This window comes from Leifsonia sp. Root227, from assembly GCF_001428745.1.
Classification (GTDB): Bacteria; Actinomycetota; Actinomycetes; order Actinomycetales; family Microbacteriaceae; genus Leifsonia.
The window spans coordinates 77,666-93,553 of record NZ_LMIO01000004.1 but is presented as its reverse complement, the minus strand read 5'-3'; the positions used below and the strand labels follow the sequence as shown (position 1 = coordinate 93,553).

Annotated in this window: 19 protein-coding genes; 3 read left to right on the top strand and 16 right to left on the bottom strand. The window is 70.7% G+C overall.

Going from position 1 to position 15,888, the window contains the following annotated elements; translation table 11 throughout:
* Positions 1–5: 5 nt before the first annotated feature.
* From ASE16_RS15090 to ASE16_RS15060, 7 genes are all read right to left on the bottom strand, one after another.
* Positions 6–1,001: an ROK family protein gene (locus tag ASE16_RS15090; protein ID WP_055896844.1), complete on the bottom strand. Its 996-nt coding sequence runs from the start codon at positions 999–1,001 to the stop codon at positions 6–8.
* On the bottom strand, positions 998–1,750 hold the full coding sequence (locus ASE16_RS15085; protein ID WP_055896841.1) for a copper homeostasis protein CutC: 753 nt from the start codon (positions 1,748–1,750) through the stop codon (positions 998–1,000). Before ASE16_RS15085 ends, ASE16_RS15090 begins: the two co-directional genes overlap by 4 nt.
* Positions 1,747–2,769 carry an asparaginase gene (locus tag ASE16_RS15080; RefSeq protein WP_055896839.1) on the bottom strand — a complete coding sequence of 341 codons (1,023 nt, stop codon included), beginning with the start codon at positions 2,767–2,769 and terminating at the stop codon, positions 1,747–1,749. The genes ASE16_RS15085 and ASE16_RS15080 overlap by 4 nt, the downstream gene beginning before the upstream one ends.
* Positions 2,762–3,700, bottom strand: coding sequence for an amino acid ABC transporter permease (locus ASE16_RS15075; protein WP_055896837.1), 939 nt, complete (start codon positions 3,698–3,700; stop codon positions 2,762–2,764). The genes ASE16_RS15080 and ASE16_RS15075 overlap by 8 nt, the downstream gene beginning before the upstream one ends.
* Entirely contained in the window at positions 3,697–4,341 is a 645-nt protein-coding gene (locus ASE16_RS15070; RefSeq protein WP_055896835.1) for an amino acid ABC transporter permease, read from the bottom strand. Before ASE16_RS15070 ends, ASE16_RS15075 begins: the two co-directional genes overlap by 4 nt.
* A gap of 159 nt (positions 4,342–4,500) precedes the next feature.
* The gene (locus tag ASE16_RS15065) at positions 4,501–5,445 is read right to left on the bottom strand and encodes a glutamate ABC transporter substrate-binding protein (RefSeq protein ID WP_055896832.1); all 945 of its coding nucleotides are present in this window, start codon (positions 5,443–5,445) and stop codon (positions 4,501–4,503) included.
* Positions 5,446–5,515: 70 nt separating this feature from the next.
* The gene (locus ASE16_RS15060) at positions 5,516–6,244 is read right to left on the bottom strand and encodes an amino acid ABC transporter ATP-binding protein (RefSeq protein WP_157480470.1); all 729 of its coding nucleotides are present in this window, start codon (positions 6,242–6,244) and stop codon (positions 5,516–5,518) included.
* A 204-nt stretch (positions 6,245–6,448) separates the two neighbouring features.
* Here ASE16_RS15060 and ASE16_RS15055 point away from each other — a divergent pair, with 204 nt between their 5' ends.
* The gene (locus ASE16_RS15055) at positions 6,449–7,630 is read left to right on the top strand and encodes an ROK family transcriptional regulator (protein ID WP_055896827.1); all 1,182 of its coding nucleotides are present in this window, start codon (positions 6,449–6,451) and stop codon (positions 7,628–7,630) included.
* Positions 7,627–8,535, top strand: coding sequence for a Gfo/Idh/MocA family protein (locus ASE16_RS15050; RefSeq protein WP_235500527.1), 909 nt, complete (start codon positions 7,627–7,629; stop codon positions 8,533–8,535). Before ASE16_RS15055 ends, ASE16_RS15050 begins: the two co-directional genes overlap by 4 nt.
* On the opposite strand, the gene ASE16_RS15045 is transcribed toward ASE16_RS15050, so the two are convergent.
* Positions 8,532–9,044 (bottom strand): pyridoxamine 5'-phosphate oxidase family protein, encoded by a 513-nt coding sequence (locus ASE16_RS15045; protein ID WP_055896824.1) that lies wholly within the window; start codon positions 9,042–9,044, stop codon positions 8,532–8,534. The two genes, ASE16_RS15050 and ASE16_RS15045, sit on opposite strands and share 4 nt — an antisense overlap.
* A 99-nt stretch (positions 9,045–9,143) precedes the next feature.
* Here ASE16_RS15045 and ASE16_RS15040 point away from each other — a divergent pair, with 99 nt between their 5' ends.
* Positions 9,144–9,512 carry an META domain-containing protein gene (locus tag ASE16_RS15040; protein ID WP_055896821.1) on the top strand — a complete coding sequence of 123 codons (369 nt, stop codon included), beginning with the start codon at positions 9,144–9,146 and terminating at the stop codon, positions 9,510–9,512.
* Positions 9,513–9,534: 22 nt separating this feature from the next.
* Here the strand turns inward: ASE16_RS15040 and ASE16_RS15035 are convergent, their stop codons facing one another.
* From ASE16_RS15035 to ASE16_RS15000, 8 genes are all read right to left on the bottom strand, one after another.
* Complete coding sequence (locus ASE16_RS15035; RefSeq protein ID WP_055896818.1) at positions 9,535–9,798, bottom strand: hypothetical protein; 264 nt, start codon at positions 9,796–9,798, stop codon at positions 9,535–9,537.
* 63 nt (positions 9,799–9,861) lie between these two features.
* A complete protein-coding gene (locus ASE16_RS15030; protein ID WP_055896815.1) occupies positions 9,862–10,926 on the bottom strand; it encodes an NAD(P)/FAD-dependent oxidoreductase in 1,065 nt (354 codons plus the stop codon).
* Complete coding sequence (locus tag ASE16_RS15025; protein ID WP_055896812.1) at positions 10,923–11,447, bottom strand: isoprenylcysteine carboxyl methyltransferase family protein; 525 nt, start codon at positions 11,445–11,447, stop codon at positions 10,923–10,925. Before ASE16_RS15025 ends, ASE16_RS15030 begins: the two co-directional genes overlap by 4 nt.
* Positions 11,444–12,598, bottom strand: a complete 1,155-nt coding sequence (locus ASE16_RS15020; protein ID WP_082581502.1) for a type III polyketide synthase — start codon at positions 12,596–12,598, stop codon at positions 11,444–11,446. Before ASE16_RS15020 ends, ASE16_RS15025 begins: the two co-directional genes overlap by 4 nt.
* A gap of 67 nt (positions 12,599–12,665) precedes the next feature.
* Entirely contained in the window at positions 12,666–13,463 is a 798-nt protein-coding gene (locus tag ASE16_RS15015; RefSeq protein ID WP_055896808.1) for an ABC transporter ATP-binding protein, read from the bottom strand.
* Positions 13,464–13,550: 87 nt separating this feature from the next.
* Positions 13,551–13,955, bottom strand: a complete 405-nt coding sequence (locus tag ASE16_RS15010; RefSeq protein WP_055896805.1) for a RidA family protein — start codon at positions 13,953–13,955, stop codon at positions 13,551–13,553.
* A complete protein-coding gene (locus tag ASE16_RS15005; RefSeq protein ID WP_055898822.1) occupies positions 13,948–14,745 on the bottom strand; it encodes an IclR family transcriptional regulator in 798 nt (265 codons plus the stop codon). The genes ASE16_RS15010 and ASE16_RS15005 overlap by 8 nt, the downstream gene beginning before the upstream one ends.
* Positions 14,742–15,827 carry a sugar kinase gene (locus ASE16_RS15000; RefSeq protein WP_082581501.1) on the bottom strand — a complete coding sequence of 362 codons (1,086 nt, stop codon included), beginning with the start codon at positions 15,825–15,827 and terminating at the stop codon, positions 14,742–14,744. The genes ASE16_RS15005 and ASE16_RS15000 overlap by 4 nt, the downstream gene beginning before the upstream one ends.
* Positions 15,828–15,888 lie beyond the last annotated feature (61 nt).

Genomic DNA, 15,888 nt, shown 5'->3' with positions numbered 1-15,888 from the left:
GCTGCCTATTCGGCCAGAACGGGCCGCTTCTCGAACCTCTCGGCCCAGGATGCCGGCAGGTCGCTTCGGCCTGCAGCACGGAACGCGAGGATGGCGGCGCCGGTTCGTCCGGCGTCGCCTCCGAGCTCGCTGCGCACCACGAGCGGGCGCGAACGCCAGGCGAGGCCGTCGCTCATGCGCTCGGTGAGAGGGACCATGAGGGCGTCGCCTGCGCGGGAGAACCCGCCGCCGAGGACGATCACGCCTGGGTCCAGGAGGAGGGTCATGATGTTGAGGCCCTGAGCGAGCACGTCGACGGCTTGCGACCAGACGCGGTCGGCTGTCGGGTCCGTGCCCAGCCGCGCGACGATCTCGCGCGAGCTGAGGTCGCTCCCGCCCGCCGCCGCGTACCGTCGTGCCAGGCCGGCTCCCGACACGTACACCTCCAGGCAGCCGCGCTGGCCGCAGGTGCACTCCTCGCCGCCTGGGATGACCGGGATGTGGCCGAACTCGCCGGCGGCGCCGGTGGCGCCGGTTACCGTGCCGCCCGCAGTGATGAGCGCGGCCGCGACACCGGTGCCGATCGGAACGAGCACGAAGTCGTCGAAGCCGCGTGCGGCGCCGATCAGACGTTCGGCGATCCCGGCCGCGCGCACGTCGTGGCCGAGGGCGACGGGCATATCGAGGGCGGCGCGGATGGTGTCCAGGAGGGGAACGTCCCGCCAGTCCAAGTTGGAGGCGTAGAGCACGATCCCGCGCTCCTCGTCAACGATGCCGGGGGTGACGACCCCGGCGCCGATCACGTCGCATCCCGCGTCGGCGGCCAGGTCGCGCAGGTCGTGGAACAGCGAGACCAGGGCCGCCACCACGTCTGCGGACGGGGTGGGCCTGGTCAGCTCGGCGACCGCGTCGCCCGATGCGGACACGACGGCGCCCTTCATGGCGGTGCCGCCGAGGTCGACGGCGAGAACGGCACGATCGCGGACGACGCCGGCGACAGGCTCAGCAGTGGATGCGCTCATGCCGCCACCCGCGCAAGCTCCGCTACCACAGCGGCCACGGCGGCGGAGGACGTCACCATGCGGTACCCGGAGTCGTACACGCTCGGCTCTGCGCCGGCGGCACGGGCAGCGCTCGGCTGCGCTTCGCCGGCCCGGAGGTGCACCTCTGTCACACCGGTGCGGCGCACCAGCTCGGCCACGTTCGCGGCGCGGACGCCGCCACCGGCGAGGATCGTCACCCGGCCGCGCGACCGCACCACCAGCTCGGCGAGCTTCTCCGAGCCGTCGGCGGCAGTCGTCACGCCGCCAGAGGTGAGCACCCTGTCGATTCCGAGTCCGATGAGGTCGTCCAGCGCCGCAGGGAGGTCAGGGGTCTGGTCGAACGCCTTGTGGAACGTGACGGGTGCGTCGCCGCATGCCGCGCGCAGGCGCGAGGCGGCTGCGACGTCGATCGTGTTGTCCGGGCGGAGTGCGCCGATCACGAAGCCGAGCGGCACACCGGCGGGGTTGGGCAGCTCGCGGATTGCGCGGATGTCGTCGGCCATCGCCGCCACCTCGGGCTCGCTGTAGACGAAGTCGCCTCCGCGCTGGCGCACCAGCACGTTGACCCCCATCGCGGTCACCTGACGGAGCGCCGCCGCGACCGTGCCGAGCGACGGCGTGATGCCGCCCTCGCTGAGGGCAGCGCACAGCTCGATGCGATCAGCGCCTCCGCGTTCGGCGGCCGCGACGCCGTCGAGGTCGTCCAGGCAGATTTCGAGCAGGGTCACGCGACGCGCTCCAGCGCCGCCGCCAGGTCGCTGCCGACGCCGATCGAGCCGACAGGCACGCCTCCCCCGAGCACGGGCAGGGCGGTGAGCGTCGTCGCGCCGGAGATGTCGGTGCCGAGGGCTTCCAGCACGCGCAGGGCGAGCAGGGTGGTGGCGCGCGGGCTGCCGTCGACGATCTTCATCGAGACGGCCGTGCCGTCGGCCGCTGCGACGCCGATGACACCCTCAGCGCCTCCCTTGGCAAGCGCGCCGGGCACGGTCTCCATCAGGGTCGAGTTCTGGTGGCCGGAGCCGCCGACGTAGAACGGGTGCTCCCGCATCGCGGCCGCGACCTGCGCGGCGGGGGTGCCCGGCTCTGCCTGCACGAGCGCGCGGAAGGACTGGGCGACGCCGCGCACGGTCGTTCCGAAGAGCGGAGCGCCGCAGCCGTCGATCGCGTCCCACTCCACGGGGACCCCTGTCAGCTCGGCCATCGTGGCGCGGACGTGCTGCTGCAGGGGATGCGCGGTGTCCAGGTAGTCGTGTGTCGACCAGCCGTTCACGGCGCAGGCCAGCAGCATCGCGGCGTGCTTGCCCGAGCAGTTCATCCGCACGCGAGCGCGCGGCTCGCCGGCGCGGACCAGCCGCTCGAACGTGCCCTCGTCTTCCGGACGGTCGACGGGGCAGCCGAGCGCCGATTCGTCGAGGCCGGCGCGCTCGAGGATCGCGCGGACGACCCGCACGTGTTCGTCCTCTCCCGTGTGACTGCCGGCGGCGATGGCCAGCTGTTCGCCCGCGAGCGGGGCGCCTGCGGTGAGGCACGCCAGCGCCTGCAGCGGCTTGACCGTCGAGCGGGGCAGGATGACCGCATCCGGAGTGCCGAGCTCGAGCACGGTGGCGCCGGACGGGTCGACGGCGACGAGGCTGCCGAAGTGGCGGCTCTCGATCAGGCCGGAGCGCGTGACAGTGGCCAGCTCGGCGAGCGAGGCGACGGCTGGGGCGACTGCAGGGGTGGCAGCGGGGGCGGGTGACTCAGACATTCGCGGCTTTCGTATCGATGGCGGGGAGGCCGGGCAGCGCCGGCTGGGTCGAAGGGCGTCGGCGGGAGCCGCGTTGCAGACGAGACGCCAGAGCGGAGAGGCTGCCGTTGACCACCAGGTAGATGACCGTCACGGCGATGTAGGTCGGGATCAGCAGGTGCAGGAACGACGCGAGCACCTGACCACGGTAGAGCAGCTCGGTGAAGGCGACGATGTAGCCGAGCGACGTGTCCTTCAGCAGGCTGACGAGCTGGGTGATGAGCGACGGGGCCACATTGCGGAAGGCCTGCGGGAGCACCACGAAGCGCATGGCCTGGGCCCCGCGCATCCCGAGGCTGAGCGCCGCCTCGCGCTGGCCGCGCGGGAGGCTGCCGACGCCGGCGCGCACGATCTCGGCGAAGACGGCGGAGTTGGCGATGGTCAGCGGCACGACCAGCTTCCACAGGGTCGGCAGGTTGATGCCGATCTGGGGGAGGCCGAACAGCATCAGGTAGATCATCAGCAGCACGGGGATGGTGCGCGCGATCTCGATGTACGCGGAGCAGATCCAGCGCAGCCAGCGCTGGTTGCTCATCCGGCCGAGGCCGAGGAGCACGCCGAGTGCGCCGCCGAGAACGGCGACGATGGCAGCGGCTTCGAGCGTTCCGAGGAGGCCGACCAGCAGGTACTGCCAGATCGCCCAGTCGGTGAACGGCTGCCAGCGCTCCGGCGCGAACTGCCCGTGCGATGCGAACTGCCAGAGGCCGATGCCGATGACGACGATGAAGACGACGCTGCTGACGACGGAGCCGATCAGGATGTTCCTGCGGCCGCGCGGCCCCGGCTGGTCGTAGATGAACGAGGCGGCGTACGTGCGCTTCTTCCCGCGCTTGGCGCGAGCTGCTCGGGCGGGCCTGGCCGCCGGGCGGTCGGGGATGAGCTGATCCATCATCGGACGATCGCCACCTTTCGTTCGACCCAGCCGGCCGCGAGGCCGATCGCGAGCGCGATGGCCATGTAGATGAGGCCGGCGCCGGAGAAGATCAGGATGGGCTGCGCGGCGATGAGGTTGATCTTGTTGACCTCTGCGGTGAGCTCGACGACGCCGACCGCAGCGGCGAGAGCCGTGTTCATCGCGAGCGCGATCATCACGTTCCCGATCGGCTGCACGACGGCGCGCAGCGCCTGGGGGATGACCACGAACCGCAACGACTGCGCCAGCGTGAAGCCGAGAGCTCTGGATGCTTCGACCTGGCCGACCGAGACCGTGTTGACGCCGGAGCGCACGGCTTCTGCGACGTACGCGGCCTCGTAGACGGTGAGCACGATGATGGCGGTGGGGGTCAGGGGGAGGAGGAGGCCGGCGTCCGGGAGTGCGAACACGGCGAGCAGCAGCAGCGCGAGCAGCGGGACGTTGATGAAGAACTGCACGTACAGGAAGGCTGCTGCGCGCAGGATCGGGATGGGGCTGACCCGCGCGACCGTCACGAGAACGCCGAGCACGATCGAGCAGACACCGGCGATGAGCGCCATCATCAGCGTCGTGCCGAGCGCCTGGACGATCGGTCCGAGGTTGTCGATCAGGGGATTCATTGCTCACTCACTGCACGTGGCTACGGGAAGGGGAGATGGTGGGGTGGTGCGAAGGACCTGTTGGTCGGGATGCGCGCGGGCATGTGTGGTCGCGCCGCGCGCATCCCGAGTCGAAGGAGCCCCGAGCCGGGGGAGCAGGGGGCTCCGGTCATGGGCCGGTCAGGAACCGGGGACGGAACCGATCTCCGGCGGGGTCGGGATGGCGGAGTCTGTCACGGTGCCGAGCGTGGTCTTCCACGCCTTGCCCCACTGGCCGCCCTTCTGGATGGTCTTCAGCCAGTCGTTGATGAACGACTTGAAGTCCGAGTCGCCGTGCTGGAGGCCGATGCCGTACGGCTCCTTGGTGAACGGCTCGCCGACGACCTTGATCTGCTTCTCGCTGGCAGCGTCGCTGGCCAGGAGGGTGTAGTCCTGCACGTATGCGTCGCCGCGGCCCTGGATGAGCGCCTGCACGGCGGCGGGGTCGGTCGCGAACGCGGTGACCTTCGCCTTCGGGGCGACCTTCGGCACCTCGGTGACGGCGGGCGTGTTGGCTCCGACGATGACGTTCTTGCCGTCGATGTCCTTGACGCTCTTGATCGTGGTGTTGTCGCTCTTGACGGCGACGGCCAGGCCGGACTCGAAGTACGGGCCGGCGAAGTCGATCTGCGTCGCGCGCTCCTCGGTGATCGTGTACGTGTTGAAGACCACGTCGACGGTGCCGTTCTGCAGCATCGCCTCACGCGTCTCCGACGCCGGGGGCACGATCTCCACGTTCGGCTTGCCCAGGATGTACGTGGCGAGCAGCTTGGCGAGGTCGGCGTCGAAGCCGGTCACCTGGTCGGGGTTCGTCGGGTCCTGCTGCGACAGCAGCGGTGCGTCGAGAGCTTCGGCGACGATCAGCTTGCCGCGCTTCTTGATCTTCTCCATCGTGGAGCCGGGGATGATGAGCGAGGCCTTCGCGACAGGGGCGTCGGTGAAGGGCGAGTCGGCGCTGGACGAGCTGGAGCTCGCGCTCGAGCCGGGGAGGCTGGTGGTGCCGGAGCAGCCGGTGACGACGAGCGTCACAGCGGCCAGCAGGATTCCGGCGGCCGTTGCCTTCCTGCGGGTAATGCTGCGGATCATGTGGTGCGTCCTTTCCAATGGGGGCGATCGGGGATGCGATCGGGTGGTGCAGGGCGAAGCCTTCCGTTCGCTAGTGCGAGAGGACGGAAGCGAGGAACGACTTGGCGCGCTCGGAGCGCGGCGAGTCGAAGAATTCGGCTGGGGTGGCCTGCTCGACGATCTGACCGCGGTCCATGAAGACCACGCGATCGGCGGCGCGGCGGGCGAAGCCCATCTCGTGCGTGACGACGATCATCGTCATGCCCTCCTTGGCGAGCGAGGTCATCACGTCCAGCACCTCGCCGACCATCTCGGGGTCGAGGGCGCTCGTCGGCTCGTCGAAGAGCATGACCTTGGGGTGCATGGCGAGGGCTCGCGCGATGGCGGCGCGCTGCTGCTGGCCGCCGGAGAGCTGGGCGGGGTGGGCGTGCGCCTTGTCGGCGATGCCGACGCGGTCGAGCAGGACCATCGCCTCCTTCTCCGCTTCCGCCTTCTTCGTGCCGCGCACCTTGATGGGGGCGAGCGTCACGTTGTCGAGGATCGTGCGGTGGGCGAAGAGGTTGAACGACTGGAAGACCATGCCGACGTCCGCGCGGAGGCGGGCGAGGCCGGCGCCCTCGACGGGGAGCAGTTCGCCGTCGACGCGGATCTCGCCGGAGTCGATGGTTTCGAGGCGGTTGATCGAGCGGCACAGCGTCGACTTGCCAGAGCCGGACGGGCCGACCACGACCACGACCTCCTGGGGGTGCACGTCCAGGTCGATGTTCTGGAGAACGTGCAGCTCGCCGAAGTGCTTGTCGACGGCGCGCAGGCTCACCATGAGCTGCTGGTCGGTTGCTGCGGTCATGCGGGTTCCTCGCGTCGTCATTGATCTGGCCTGGTCGAGCGGCCGGTGGTCCGGGTTGCGGAAAGCGTACTAAGTGAACCTAGTTTTGCGCAATATTGGAATTACTTAATGCGAAATCGAAGAAAGTCGGTACAGTATCCTCAACTCACACGTGTTCAGAGGAGAGCGAGCTGCGCCATGACCAGCACCATCGACGCACACCAGCTCCACGGCTCGAACGCCGGGGCGATCCTCGACCTGATTCGTTCTGGACACTCGCGCTCCCGCGCCGAGATCGCCCGCAGCACCGGGCTGTCGCCGTCCACGGTCGCCCAGCGCATCGACGCCCTGATCGCCTCCGGCTACATCCGTGAGGCGGGGGAGGGCGTCTCCCAGGGCGGCCGCCGCCCGCGCACCCTCGAAGTCGACCCGAGCAGCGGTGTCGTCTGCTCCGTCGACCTCGGCTCCCACCATGCCACGTTCGGCCTCATCGACCTCTCCGGGCGTCTCATCGCCGTGCGCAACGAGAACATGGACATCGGCCAGGGACCGCAGCGCATCCTGCGCTGGATCATGACCGTCGCCGACGCGCTCGTCGCCGAGCACGCCGAAGCGGGCCAGCGCCTGCGCGGCTACGGGATCGGCCTGCCTGGCCCCGTCGACTCCACGACCGGCCGCATGGTTTCGCCGTCGAGGATGCCAGGCTGGAACGGCGTGGACGTCGCCGCGGCCATGACAGAGCTGAGTGGCCTTCCCGCCGCCACGGACAACGACGCCAACCTGATGGCGCTCGGCGAGCACGACGCCCTCGGCGACGACGTGCAGCACCTCGTCTTCGTCAAGGCCGGATCGAGCATCGGCTGCGGCGTGATCGCGCTCGGCGGGCTCTACCACGGCTACCACGGCATGGCGGGGGACATCAGCCACGTCAGCGTGCCTGGCGCACCACCCGTGCTGTGCTCCTGCGGTCGCACCGGCTGCCTGGATGCGGTGGCGGGGGGAGCGGCGATCGTGCAGGCCCTGCGCGACGCCGGGGTGGAGGTCGCTGACACGAGCGAGGTGCTCGCGCTGGCCAGGGATGCGCATCCACTGGCCACCCAGATGCTGCGCGAAGCAGGCAGCAGGGTCGGCGGCGTGCTCGCGACGATCATGAACTTCTTCAACCCGCAGCGGCTCGTGCTCGGAGGGATCCTCGGCGAGGCGGAGGCGTTCGTCGCCGGCGTGCGCTCGGCGATCTACTTCGAGTGCCTGCCGATGGTGACGGACAACCTCGACATCGCCGTGTCGGTGACGAAGGACAGGGCGGGCATCCGCGGTGCGGGGCGGCTGGTGCTGGACAAGCTGTTCGACGCCGCCGAGATCAACCGCGTGGTGCGGTGAGCCGCCCATCGCACGGTGTCGCGATCGTCGGCGCAGGGCGGATGGCGGAGGCGCACGCCCGCGCCTGGCTCGCGCTCGGCGTCCGGGTGCACGCCGTGGTGTCGCCGCGTCGTCGCCCGTCGCTGCCTGCCGCACCGGATGCGCGCTGGGCGACGACGCTCGACGAAGCGCTGACCGATCCGGCGGTCACCATCGTGTCGGTCTGCACCCCGACCCCGACGCATGCAGAGCTCGCGATCCGCGCGCTGGAGGCGGGCAGGAACGTGCTGCTGGAGAAGCCGATCGCGCTGACCGTCGAGGATGCGCGCGCCGTCGCCGCTGCCGCCGACCGCGCGCCCGGCGTGCTGATGGTGGCGCACGTCGTGCGGTTCTTCCCCGCGTACGCTGAGCTCGCCGAGCGGGTGGCCGCCGGAGGGATCGGGCGGGTCCGCGCGCTGCGGGCCACGCGGCTCACGTCGTCGCCGCACCGGCCGGACTGGCTCGCGGACGAGGAGCAGTCCGGTGGCATGGTGGTCGACTTCGCGATCCACGACTTCGACCAGGCCAACCTGCACCTCGGGGAGCCGGTGGCGGTGACGGCCGTGCGAACCCCTGGCGGATACGGCGCGCCCGTGACGACCACGACCGAGTACCGCGACGGCGGGGTGGCGACCGTGCTCAGCGTCGCCGACCTGCCGGAGGGCTTCGCCTTCAGCACCAGCCTCGACCTGGTCGGCACGGACGGCGTGGATGCGCTGCAGCCGGCCGAGGGCGAGCCGTTCGTCGCGCAGGCGCGCTACTTCCTCGACTGCGTCACAGAGGGCAGCCCGCCGGACCGCTGCCCGACGAGCGCCGCCGTGGATGCGCTCAGAGTCGCGCTGGCCGCGCGGGAGTCGTTGCGCGCATCCACGAGGGTCGTGCTCTAGAGCTCGACGGTCTTGTTCTCGCCTATGTCCGGCGGCGTGTGGGTGACGGCCGCCTTGGCGATCTTGAACACCTTGACGATGCCTGGCTCGTGCGACGCCCAGAACTCCGCCGACTCCGCGCTGACGTGCAGGAGCGCGACGGCTGGATCGTCCTTGCCTTCCGGGAACCACGCCTCCATCGACGGGCTCCACAGCTCGTCCACCTTGTCCCTGTCGTGGACGAGCTCGGCCGTGCCGGCCAGCGACAGGTAGCCCTTCCCCGTGTCGTACGACACGTTGACCTGGGGATGCGCGTGGATGTCGGCGACCTTCGGGCTCGGGTCCTGGGTGAAGAACCACAGGTCGCCGTCGAACTCGGCCTTCTGGGTGGCGAGCGGCCGGGAGTGCAGGGCGCCGGACGCGGTCTGCGTGGTGAAGAGCGCAACGCGGGACGCCGAGATGAGGCCGGAGATGGTGGCGAGGTCGTCGTCGCGGGTGCTCGTGCTATCTGTGCTCGTGCTGTCTGTCATTGCCGTCACGCTACCCTCGCGTCGGCGGGATGCAATCGGATGTCGAAATGAGATTATGCATGCATTCCGGTCGTGACCGATCGCCGCTAGGTTTTAGCCATGAAGACCGCCAGGCTCGTCCGCCCCGCCATCGCCATCGCCGCCGCCGTCGTGCTGGCGGCCCTCTCCGGATGCTCGTCGTCCGCGTCGTCCTTCACCGGTTCCTGGGGTGAGGACACCGCTGGACAACCGTCGCTCACCATCGAGTCGGACGGAACGTTCCACGGAAACGACGGCTGCAACGACATGAGCGGCAAGGGCACGGTCTCGGGAGACACCTTCACGTTCGGGCCGTTCGCCTCCACTCTGAAGGCCTGCGAGGGCGTCACGCCGTGGCTCAACCTCGCGCACACCGCCAAGGTCGACGGCGACACCCTCACCGTCTACAAGAACGGCGGCGACAAGCTCGGGACCCTCGCCAAGCGCTGACGCACTGACGCGCTCCCGGCGGCTAAAAGCCGATCGGGCGGCCAGGCGGGAGCGGATCGTCGCGGCCCGTGAACGGGACGCCGTCGTTGTAGATCGCCTCGCGACGCCCGATCTCAGTGAGGAGCGCTTTGTTGAGCATCTCCGACCAGCTGCTGTCCTTCTCCTCGAACGACGTCGAGCGGTAGACGGCCCGTGCCCGGCTGCGCAGCTCCTCCGGGAGATAGAACGTGATCGTCGTGCGGCGCGACAGCCCGCTGCCCTGGACGGGCTGGTTCGCTTCACCCATCTGGCTCCCGGGACATACCGCATCTGATCACTGAACGTGTCACATACTACGGCACACGCCTCGCTACCGCGACAGCCGTTCGACGATGGAACCGAAAAGCTGGGGGCGGGCGGTGGCGGCAGGCACGATCCTGCCGCGCATCGGCGAGCGGGCCGCCGTCACCAGGCCGGACGTGAGCATGCGGAAGTCGCGCGTTGTCGTCCGCCACGCCCGCTCGTATCGCGCAGGGTCCGCGGCCACCACCGCAGCGACCGCGGCGCGTGCCTGGGCGAAGCCGACGCGCATCCCCTCGCCGGTGAGGGCGTCCACATAGCCGGAGGCGTCTCCGGCCAGCAGCAGGCGGCCGGCGGTGCGCGCCTTCGTGCGCTGCAGCAGCGGGCCGGCCCCGCGCACGGAGCTGACCGCCTCAACGCCGCGCAGCCGCTCGGCGAGCTGCGGGATGCGCGCGAGTGCCGCATCCTGGTCGAGCGGCCGATGGCCGAGCACGGCGACGCCGACGAGGTTGTCGTCCACCGGGGTCACGTACGCCTCGACGTCCGCCGCCCAGTGCACCTCGACGAGGTCCGTCCACGGCGCGATCGCGTAGTGGCGGCGCACCCCGAAGCGGCGGCGCGCATCCCGCTGCGGGCGGCCGTCGAGACCGGCGAGACGGCGGAGCGGGGAGTGAAGTCCGTCTGCCGCGATCAGCCACGGGGCCGTGCGTCTGCCACCCGTGGGATGCGCGGCGTCCGTCGCGAGGATCACCGACACCTCGTCCGTCCCGTTCTCCAGCCCGACGACGCGCGCCCGCTCGACGGTCGCCCCGAGTTCGCGCGCCCGCGTCGCGAGCGCCTGCTGCAGTGTGGTCCGGCGCACGCCGCGCCCCGGCCGCTCCGAGAACTGGTGCTCCACCCGCCTCGTGCCGTCCAGGTAGGCGATCCCGGCCAGCGGATGCCCGGCAGGGTCGACCCCCATCACGTGCAGGGCGGCGAGCGCGCCGGGCATCAAGCCCTCACCGCACGCCTTGTCGATCGGGTCGTCCCTGGCTTCGATCACCAGCACGGCTATCCCGGCCAGCCGCGCCTCGATCGCGCACGCCAGTCCCACCGGGCCTGCCCCGACGACGATCAGGCCGGGCGCGGCGTTCATGCTCGCGCTGGCTCCACCGACGCCAGCGCGCGGTTCTCGCAGGGGATGCGCACCGCCAGCAGCAGCACGGCGTTCAGCACCGTGAACGCGATGGCCGTGATCCACGCGGTGTGCACGAGCGGGAGCGCGAACCCTTCCACCACCACCGCGATGTAGTTCGGGTGCTTCAGCCAGCGGTACGGCCCGCGCGTGACGAGTGGCAGGTCGCGCACGATGATGACGCGGGTGTTCCAGCGTGGTCCGAGGGCGGCGATGCACCACCAGCGCAGGCCCTGGCTGGCCAGCACGAGCACCAGCATCGGCCACCCCAGCCACGGGATGAACGGACGGCCGCCCCACCACACCTCGGCCAGGCAGGCCAGCAGCAGCCCGGTGTGCAGCGCCACCATCGGCGGGAAGTGCCCCTTGCCGTATTCGACGCCGCCGCGCGCGAACGACCAGGCCGCGTTGCGCGACGACACGATCAGCTCGGCGATGCGCTCGCCGCCGGTGGCGAGCACCAGGATCGCGTACAGGATCACGCGGCGGTGCCCATCGCCGTGCCGTCGTCCTCCGGGTCGAGAGCCGCGCCGTCGAGAGCCGCGCGGTCGTGCGACTCCGCGTTCCCGTCCGCCCAGTGCAGCAGCACCAGTTCGGCGGTCACGCCTGGGCCGAGCGCGAAGAGCAGGCCGTTCGTGCCCGGCGCCTGGTGCGCATCCATCAGCTCGGCGAGCACGTGCAGCACCGCGGCAGACGACAGGTTGCCGACCCGTGCCAGCGAGCGCCAGCTCGCGTCGAGGGCGCCGTCCGGCAGGTCGAGTGCCCTGGCGAACGCTTCGAGCACCTTCGGGCCGCCCGGGTGCGCCGCCCAGGCTCCGACGTCGGCGATCGTCAGGTCGTGCGCGGCCAGGAGTCCTTCTGCATCGGAGGCGAAGTTGCGGTCGATGACCTCGGGCACGCCGGCGCTGAGCACGATGCGGAAGCCGGTGCCTCCGATGTCCCAGCCGATCACATCCGCGGTGTCGGGGTAGATGCGGCTGCGGGTGTCGACGATCTCCGGGCCGGGGAGGCCGAGCTGCTTGGCGCGGTTGTCGCCGACCATGATCACCGCTGCCGCCCCATCGCCGAACAGGCCGCTCGCGACGATGTTCGCCATCGAGTCGTCGCTGGCCTGCACGGTGAGCGAGCAGAGCTCGACCGAGAGCAGCACGGCGACTTCGTTCGGGTGGCCGGTGAGGTAGTCGTGGACGCGGGCGATCCCGGCTGCGCCGGCGACGCAGCCCAGCCCGAAGCTCGGCAGCCGTTTGACGTCGGTGCGCAGGCCGAGCCGCTGCACCAGCTGCGCGTCGATCGACGGCGCGGCGATGCCGGTCACCGAGGTGAAGAGGAGGAAGTCCACGTCCGTCGGCTGCAGGCCGGCCGCAGCGAGCGCACCGGTGAGGGCGCGCTCGGCGAGGGTGGTGCCCTCGGCGATGAAGAAGTCGTTGGACTCCTGGAACGACGCGATCGAACTGTACTGTTCGAGCGGCATCACGAGATTGCGCGTCTCCACCCCACTGGATGCGTGGATGCGACGCATGACCGCCTGACGCCCTGGATCGGCGGTGATCATCGCGAGCAGAGCCGCGGTGATCTCGCCCTGGCTGTAACTCCGGTCGGGCACGACCGGAGCCACCGACACGATGCGGCTCACATGCGAAACGTACCACCGTGCGACGGCGGCGCGACCCCGGCGGGGACGATTCCCATGTTGGCCGGTCTCAGCCCCAGTTCCTCGCGGTTCTGACGGCCCAGCGGCCGTCGGTGCGGGTCAGCTCCAGCGGGTAGTCGAGCGTCTCCGAGATGAGCTCGCTGGTGAGCACGTCGTCGGCGGCGCCCTGCGCGACGATGCGGCCGTCGCGGAGCAGCATGGCGTGCGTCGTGGTCGCGGGAAGCTCCTCGAGGTGGTGCGTCACCAGCACGCTCGCCAGGTCGGGATGCTGGGCGCGCAGCCCGTCGATCCGGTCGAGCAGGTGCTCCCTGGCCGCGATGTCGAGCCCGGTGCTCGGCTCGTCCAGCAGCAGCAGATGCGGGTCGGGCAGGAGGGCGCGGGCGATGAGGGCGCGGCCGCGCTCGCCCTGCGAGAGGACCGGCCAGACCGCGTCGGCGAGGTCGTGCATCCCGAGCAGCTGGATGAGCTCGTCCGCTCTGCGCTCCTGCTCCTCGGTCGGCTCCCAGCGCATCATCCGCTCTGTGGTGCCCGTGGCTCCGGTGAGCACCACGTCTCGCACGGTCAGGGGCGAGCGCACCTCGTGCCGCGGGTTGACGTGACCGATCAGGCCGCGCAGTTCGCGCAGGTCGACGCGCCCGAGGCGGCGGCCGAGCACCTCCACTGTTCCCCTGGTGGGATGCACGACGGCGCCGAGCATGCTGAGGATCGTGCTCTTTCCTGCGCCGTTCGAGCCGATCAGCGCCCAGTGCTCTCCGGCGTGCACGCGCATCCCGATCCCGTCGAGGATCGTCCGTCCTCCGCGCACGAAGCCGACACCGTCCACCTGCAGCACCACGCGCTCTTCCACGCGTCTATCGTTCCATGCCCCGGCGGACCGCGATCGGCGCGAGCCGGGATTTGTGCACGCGAAGCGGGGAGCGGCGAGGGGCCAGGGTCAGGCGAGGACGGCGAGCGCGTCGATCTCGACGAGCATCTCGGCGCGGGGGAGGCCGGTGAAGACGGTGGTGCGGGCGGGGAGGACGCCGGATGCGACGCGCGGCGTGACGAACGCGCCGTATGCCTCGTTCATGATCGCGAAGTCCTCGCGCTTGGTCAGGTAGACGCGGAGCATCATCACGTCGTCGAAGGTCGCGCCGCCCGCGGCGAGGATCGCCTCCACGTTCTGCAGCGTGCGGGTGGTCTGCGCCGCCACGTCGTCCGGGAAGAGGTACTCGTTGGTCGCCGGGTCGACGGGGCCCTGGCCGGAGACCTGCAGGAACGGTCCGCGCTGCACCCCTTGGGAGAAGGTGTGCGCTGGGGCGGGAGCGTCCGACGTGACGATGGCGGTGCGGTCAGTCATGGGTGTCCTTTCGAGACGGTGGGGATGCGGGAGGAAGGAAGGGGGCGTCGCCGGCGAAGCCGAGCTCGGCGGAGATGCGGGCTGTGGCGTCGTGCAGCGCAGGCAGCAGCCCGAGCACGCCCTCGTACGGCAGCACGACGTTCGGCACGGACACGGACACTGCAGCGGCGATCCGCCCGTCCGCGCCGAACACCGGCGCGCCGACGCAGTTCATGAACGTCTCGTGCTCCTCGTGGTCCTGCGCCCAGCCGCGCGCTGCGCTGCGCCGCACCTCGTCGACGAGCTCGGCCGCCGAGCCGATCGTGTTGCCGGTGAACCGTTCGTAGTCGACCGCGGATGCGATGCGCGCCAGCTCTGCGTCGTCCAGCCCGCCGAGCAGCACCTTCGCGACCGCTGTCGCGTGCAGCGCGGCAGGGAGCCCGACGCGCGAGTACATCCGCAGCGGCTGCCTGGACTCGACTTTGTCGATGTACGTCACCGTCCCCGCGTCGTACGCGGCGAGGTGCACGGTCTGGCCGGTGTCAGCGCCGAGGGCGCGCAGGACGGGCGAGGCGACGCCGCGCACATCCCGCGAGTCGAGGGAGGTCTGGGCGAGCTGGAAGACCGCCGAGCCCACGTGGTAGCGGTACTCGGCGTCACGGGTGACGTAACCGTGCTCCTCCAGCGTCCTGAGCAGCCGCAGCACGGTGGTCTTGTGCACGCCGACCGCGTCCGCGAGCGCGTCGAGACTGCCTGTGCCGTTCGCGACGAGGTCGAGCAGCTCGAGGGCGCGGGAGAGCGACTGGCTCACGTGGCCGACCGCCACGGGATCTCGCCGGGGTGAACGCGCCAGCGCGACCAGGTGTCGTCGTCTGCGTCCGCGATCAGGGCGCGCTCTCGTGCATCCGGGACCGTCAGAGGGCGGTCGCCGTGCCCGATCAGGGTCAGCGCGGCCAGCGCGTGGCCGATCCGCAGGCACGTGGCGGCGTCGCGGCCCTCCGCGAGCCCGGCCAGGTATCCCGCGGCGAAGGCGTCGCCGGCGCCGACAGGCTCGACGACCTCCACGGTCAGGCACGGCACGTGGATCTCCCCGCCGTCCCGCAGGTAGCTGGATGCGCGGCGCGCGTCGTCCTTGAGCACCACCCGTTCGAGCAGGGGATGCGCGTCGAACAACCGCTGCGGGTCGCTGTGCCCGAAGTGCCTCTCGGCTTCGTCTGCGCCGAGGAACAGCGTGTCCGCCTGGCCGACGAGCGCGTCGAGCGGCGCGGTGTCCCTGCCCTGCCAGAGCCGCGGCCGGTGGTTGAGGTCGACGCTGATCGTGGTCTGCTCGCCGGTGAGTTCGCGAAGAGCGGAGACTGCCTCGGCGGCGCTTGCGGAAATGGCGGCCGTGATGCCGCTGGTGTGCACGATCGCCGCGTCGCGCAGGATGCTCGCGGCCGGTTCGGCAGTGAGACTGTCGCGGCCGATGGCGGAGGCCGCGGAGCCGCGGCGGTAGTAGTGCATCCGCGTGCCTGCGCCGTCCGGGCCGTTGGTGGTCTCCTTGACGTAGATGCCGGTGGGGCGGTCGTCGTCGGTGTCGACCGCCGACAGGTCGAGCCCGGCGTCGGAGGCGGTGGCGCGGATGCGCTCGCCGAAGCCGTCATCGCCGAGGCGGGAGATCCAGGCGGTCGGCAGCCCCATCCGCGCCAGGGAGGTGGCGACGTTGAACTCCGCGCCGCCGACGTCGGAGCCGAAGGTCTCCGCTTCGGCGAGCGGGCGGTGGGCTTCGGGGTAGAGGACGACCATGGCCTCGCCGATCGTCACCAGTGCGCCCACTCGCTCCTCGTCTCGGTCTCGTGCCGACGGCTGCTGCTGCTCCTGCTGCTGCGGGGTTCCGTCGGGGATGGTCGTCATGCTAGAACAGAGGCAACAGTTTACGCAATCAGCGTTGCGCTATATGCAACGCGTGAAGGAG

What these genes read in the sequence shown, in the direction of transcription:
- ASE16_RS15090 (WP_055896844.1), bottom strand. Translation starts at nt 1,001, where the DNA reads ATGAGCGCATCCACTGCTGAGCCTGTCGCCGGCGTCGTCCGCGATCGT.
- ASE16_RS15080 (WP_055896839.1), bottom strand. Translation starts at nt 2,769, where the DNA reads ATGTCTGAGTCACCCGCCCCCGCTGCCACCCCTGCAGTCGCCCCAGCC.
- ASE16_RS15075 (WP_055896837.1), bottom strand. Translation starts at nt 3,700, where the DNA reads ATGATGGATCAGCTCATCCCCGACCGCCCGGCGGCCAGGCCCGCCCGA.
- ASE16_RS15070 (WP_055896835.1), bottom strand. Translation starts at nt 4,341, where the DNA reads ATGAATCCCCTGATCGACAACCTCGGACCGATCGTCCAGGCGCTCGGC.
- ASE16_RS15065 (WP_055896832.1), bottom strand. Translation starts at nt 5,445, where the DNA reads ATGATCCGCAGCATTACCCGCAGGAAGGCAACGGCCGCCGGAATCCTG.
- ASE16_RS15060 (WP_157480470.1), bottom strand. Translation starts at nt 6,244, where the DNA reads ATGGTGAGCCTGCGCGCCGTCGACAAGCACTTCGGCGAGCTGCACGTT.
- ASE16_RS15055 (WP_055896827.1), top strand. Translation starts at nt 6,449, where the DNA reads ATGACCAGCACCATCGACGCACACCAGCTCCACGGCTCGAACGCCGGG.
- ASE16_RS15045 (WP_055896824.1), bottom strand. Translation starts at nt 9,044, where the DNA reads ATGACAGACAGCACGAGCACAGATAGCACGAGCACCCGCGACGACGAC.
- ASE16_RS15040 (WP_055896821.1), top strand. Translation starts at nt 9,144, where the DNA reads ATGAAGACCGCCAGGCTCGTCCGCCCCGCCATCGCCATCGCCGCCGCC.
- ASE16_RS15035 (WP_055896818.1), bottom strand. Translation starts at nt 9,798, where the DNA reads ATGGGTGAAGCGAACCAGCCCGTCCAGGGCAGCGGGCTGTCGCGCCGC.
- ASE16_RS15030 (WP_055896815.1), bottom strand. Translation starts at nt 10,926, where the DNA reads ATGAACGCCGCGCCCGGCCTGATCGTCGTCGGGGCAGGCCCGGTGGGA.
- ASE16_RS15010 (WP_055896805.1), bottom strand. Translation starts at nt 13,955, where the DNA reads ATGACTGACCGCACCGCCATCGTCACGTCGGACGCTCCCGCCCCAGCG.
- ASE16_RS15000 (WP_082581501.1), bottom strand. Translation starts at nt 15,827, where the DNA reads ATGACGACCATCCCCGACGGAACCCCGCAGCAGCAGGAGCAGCAGCAG.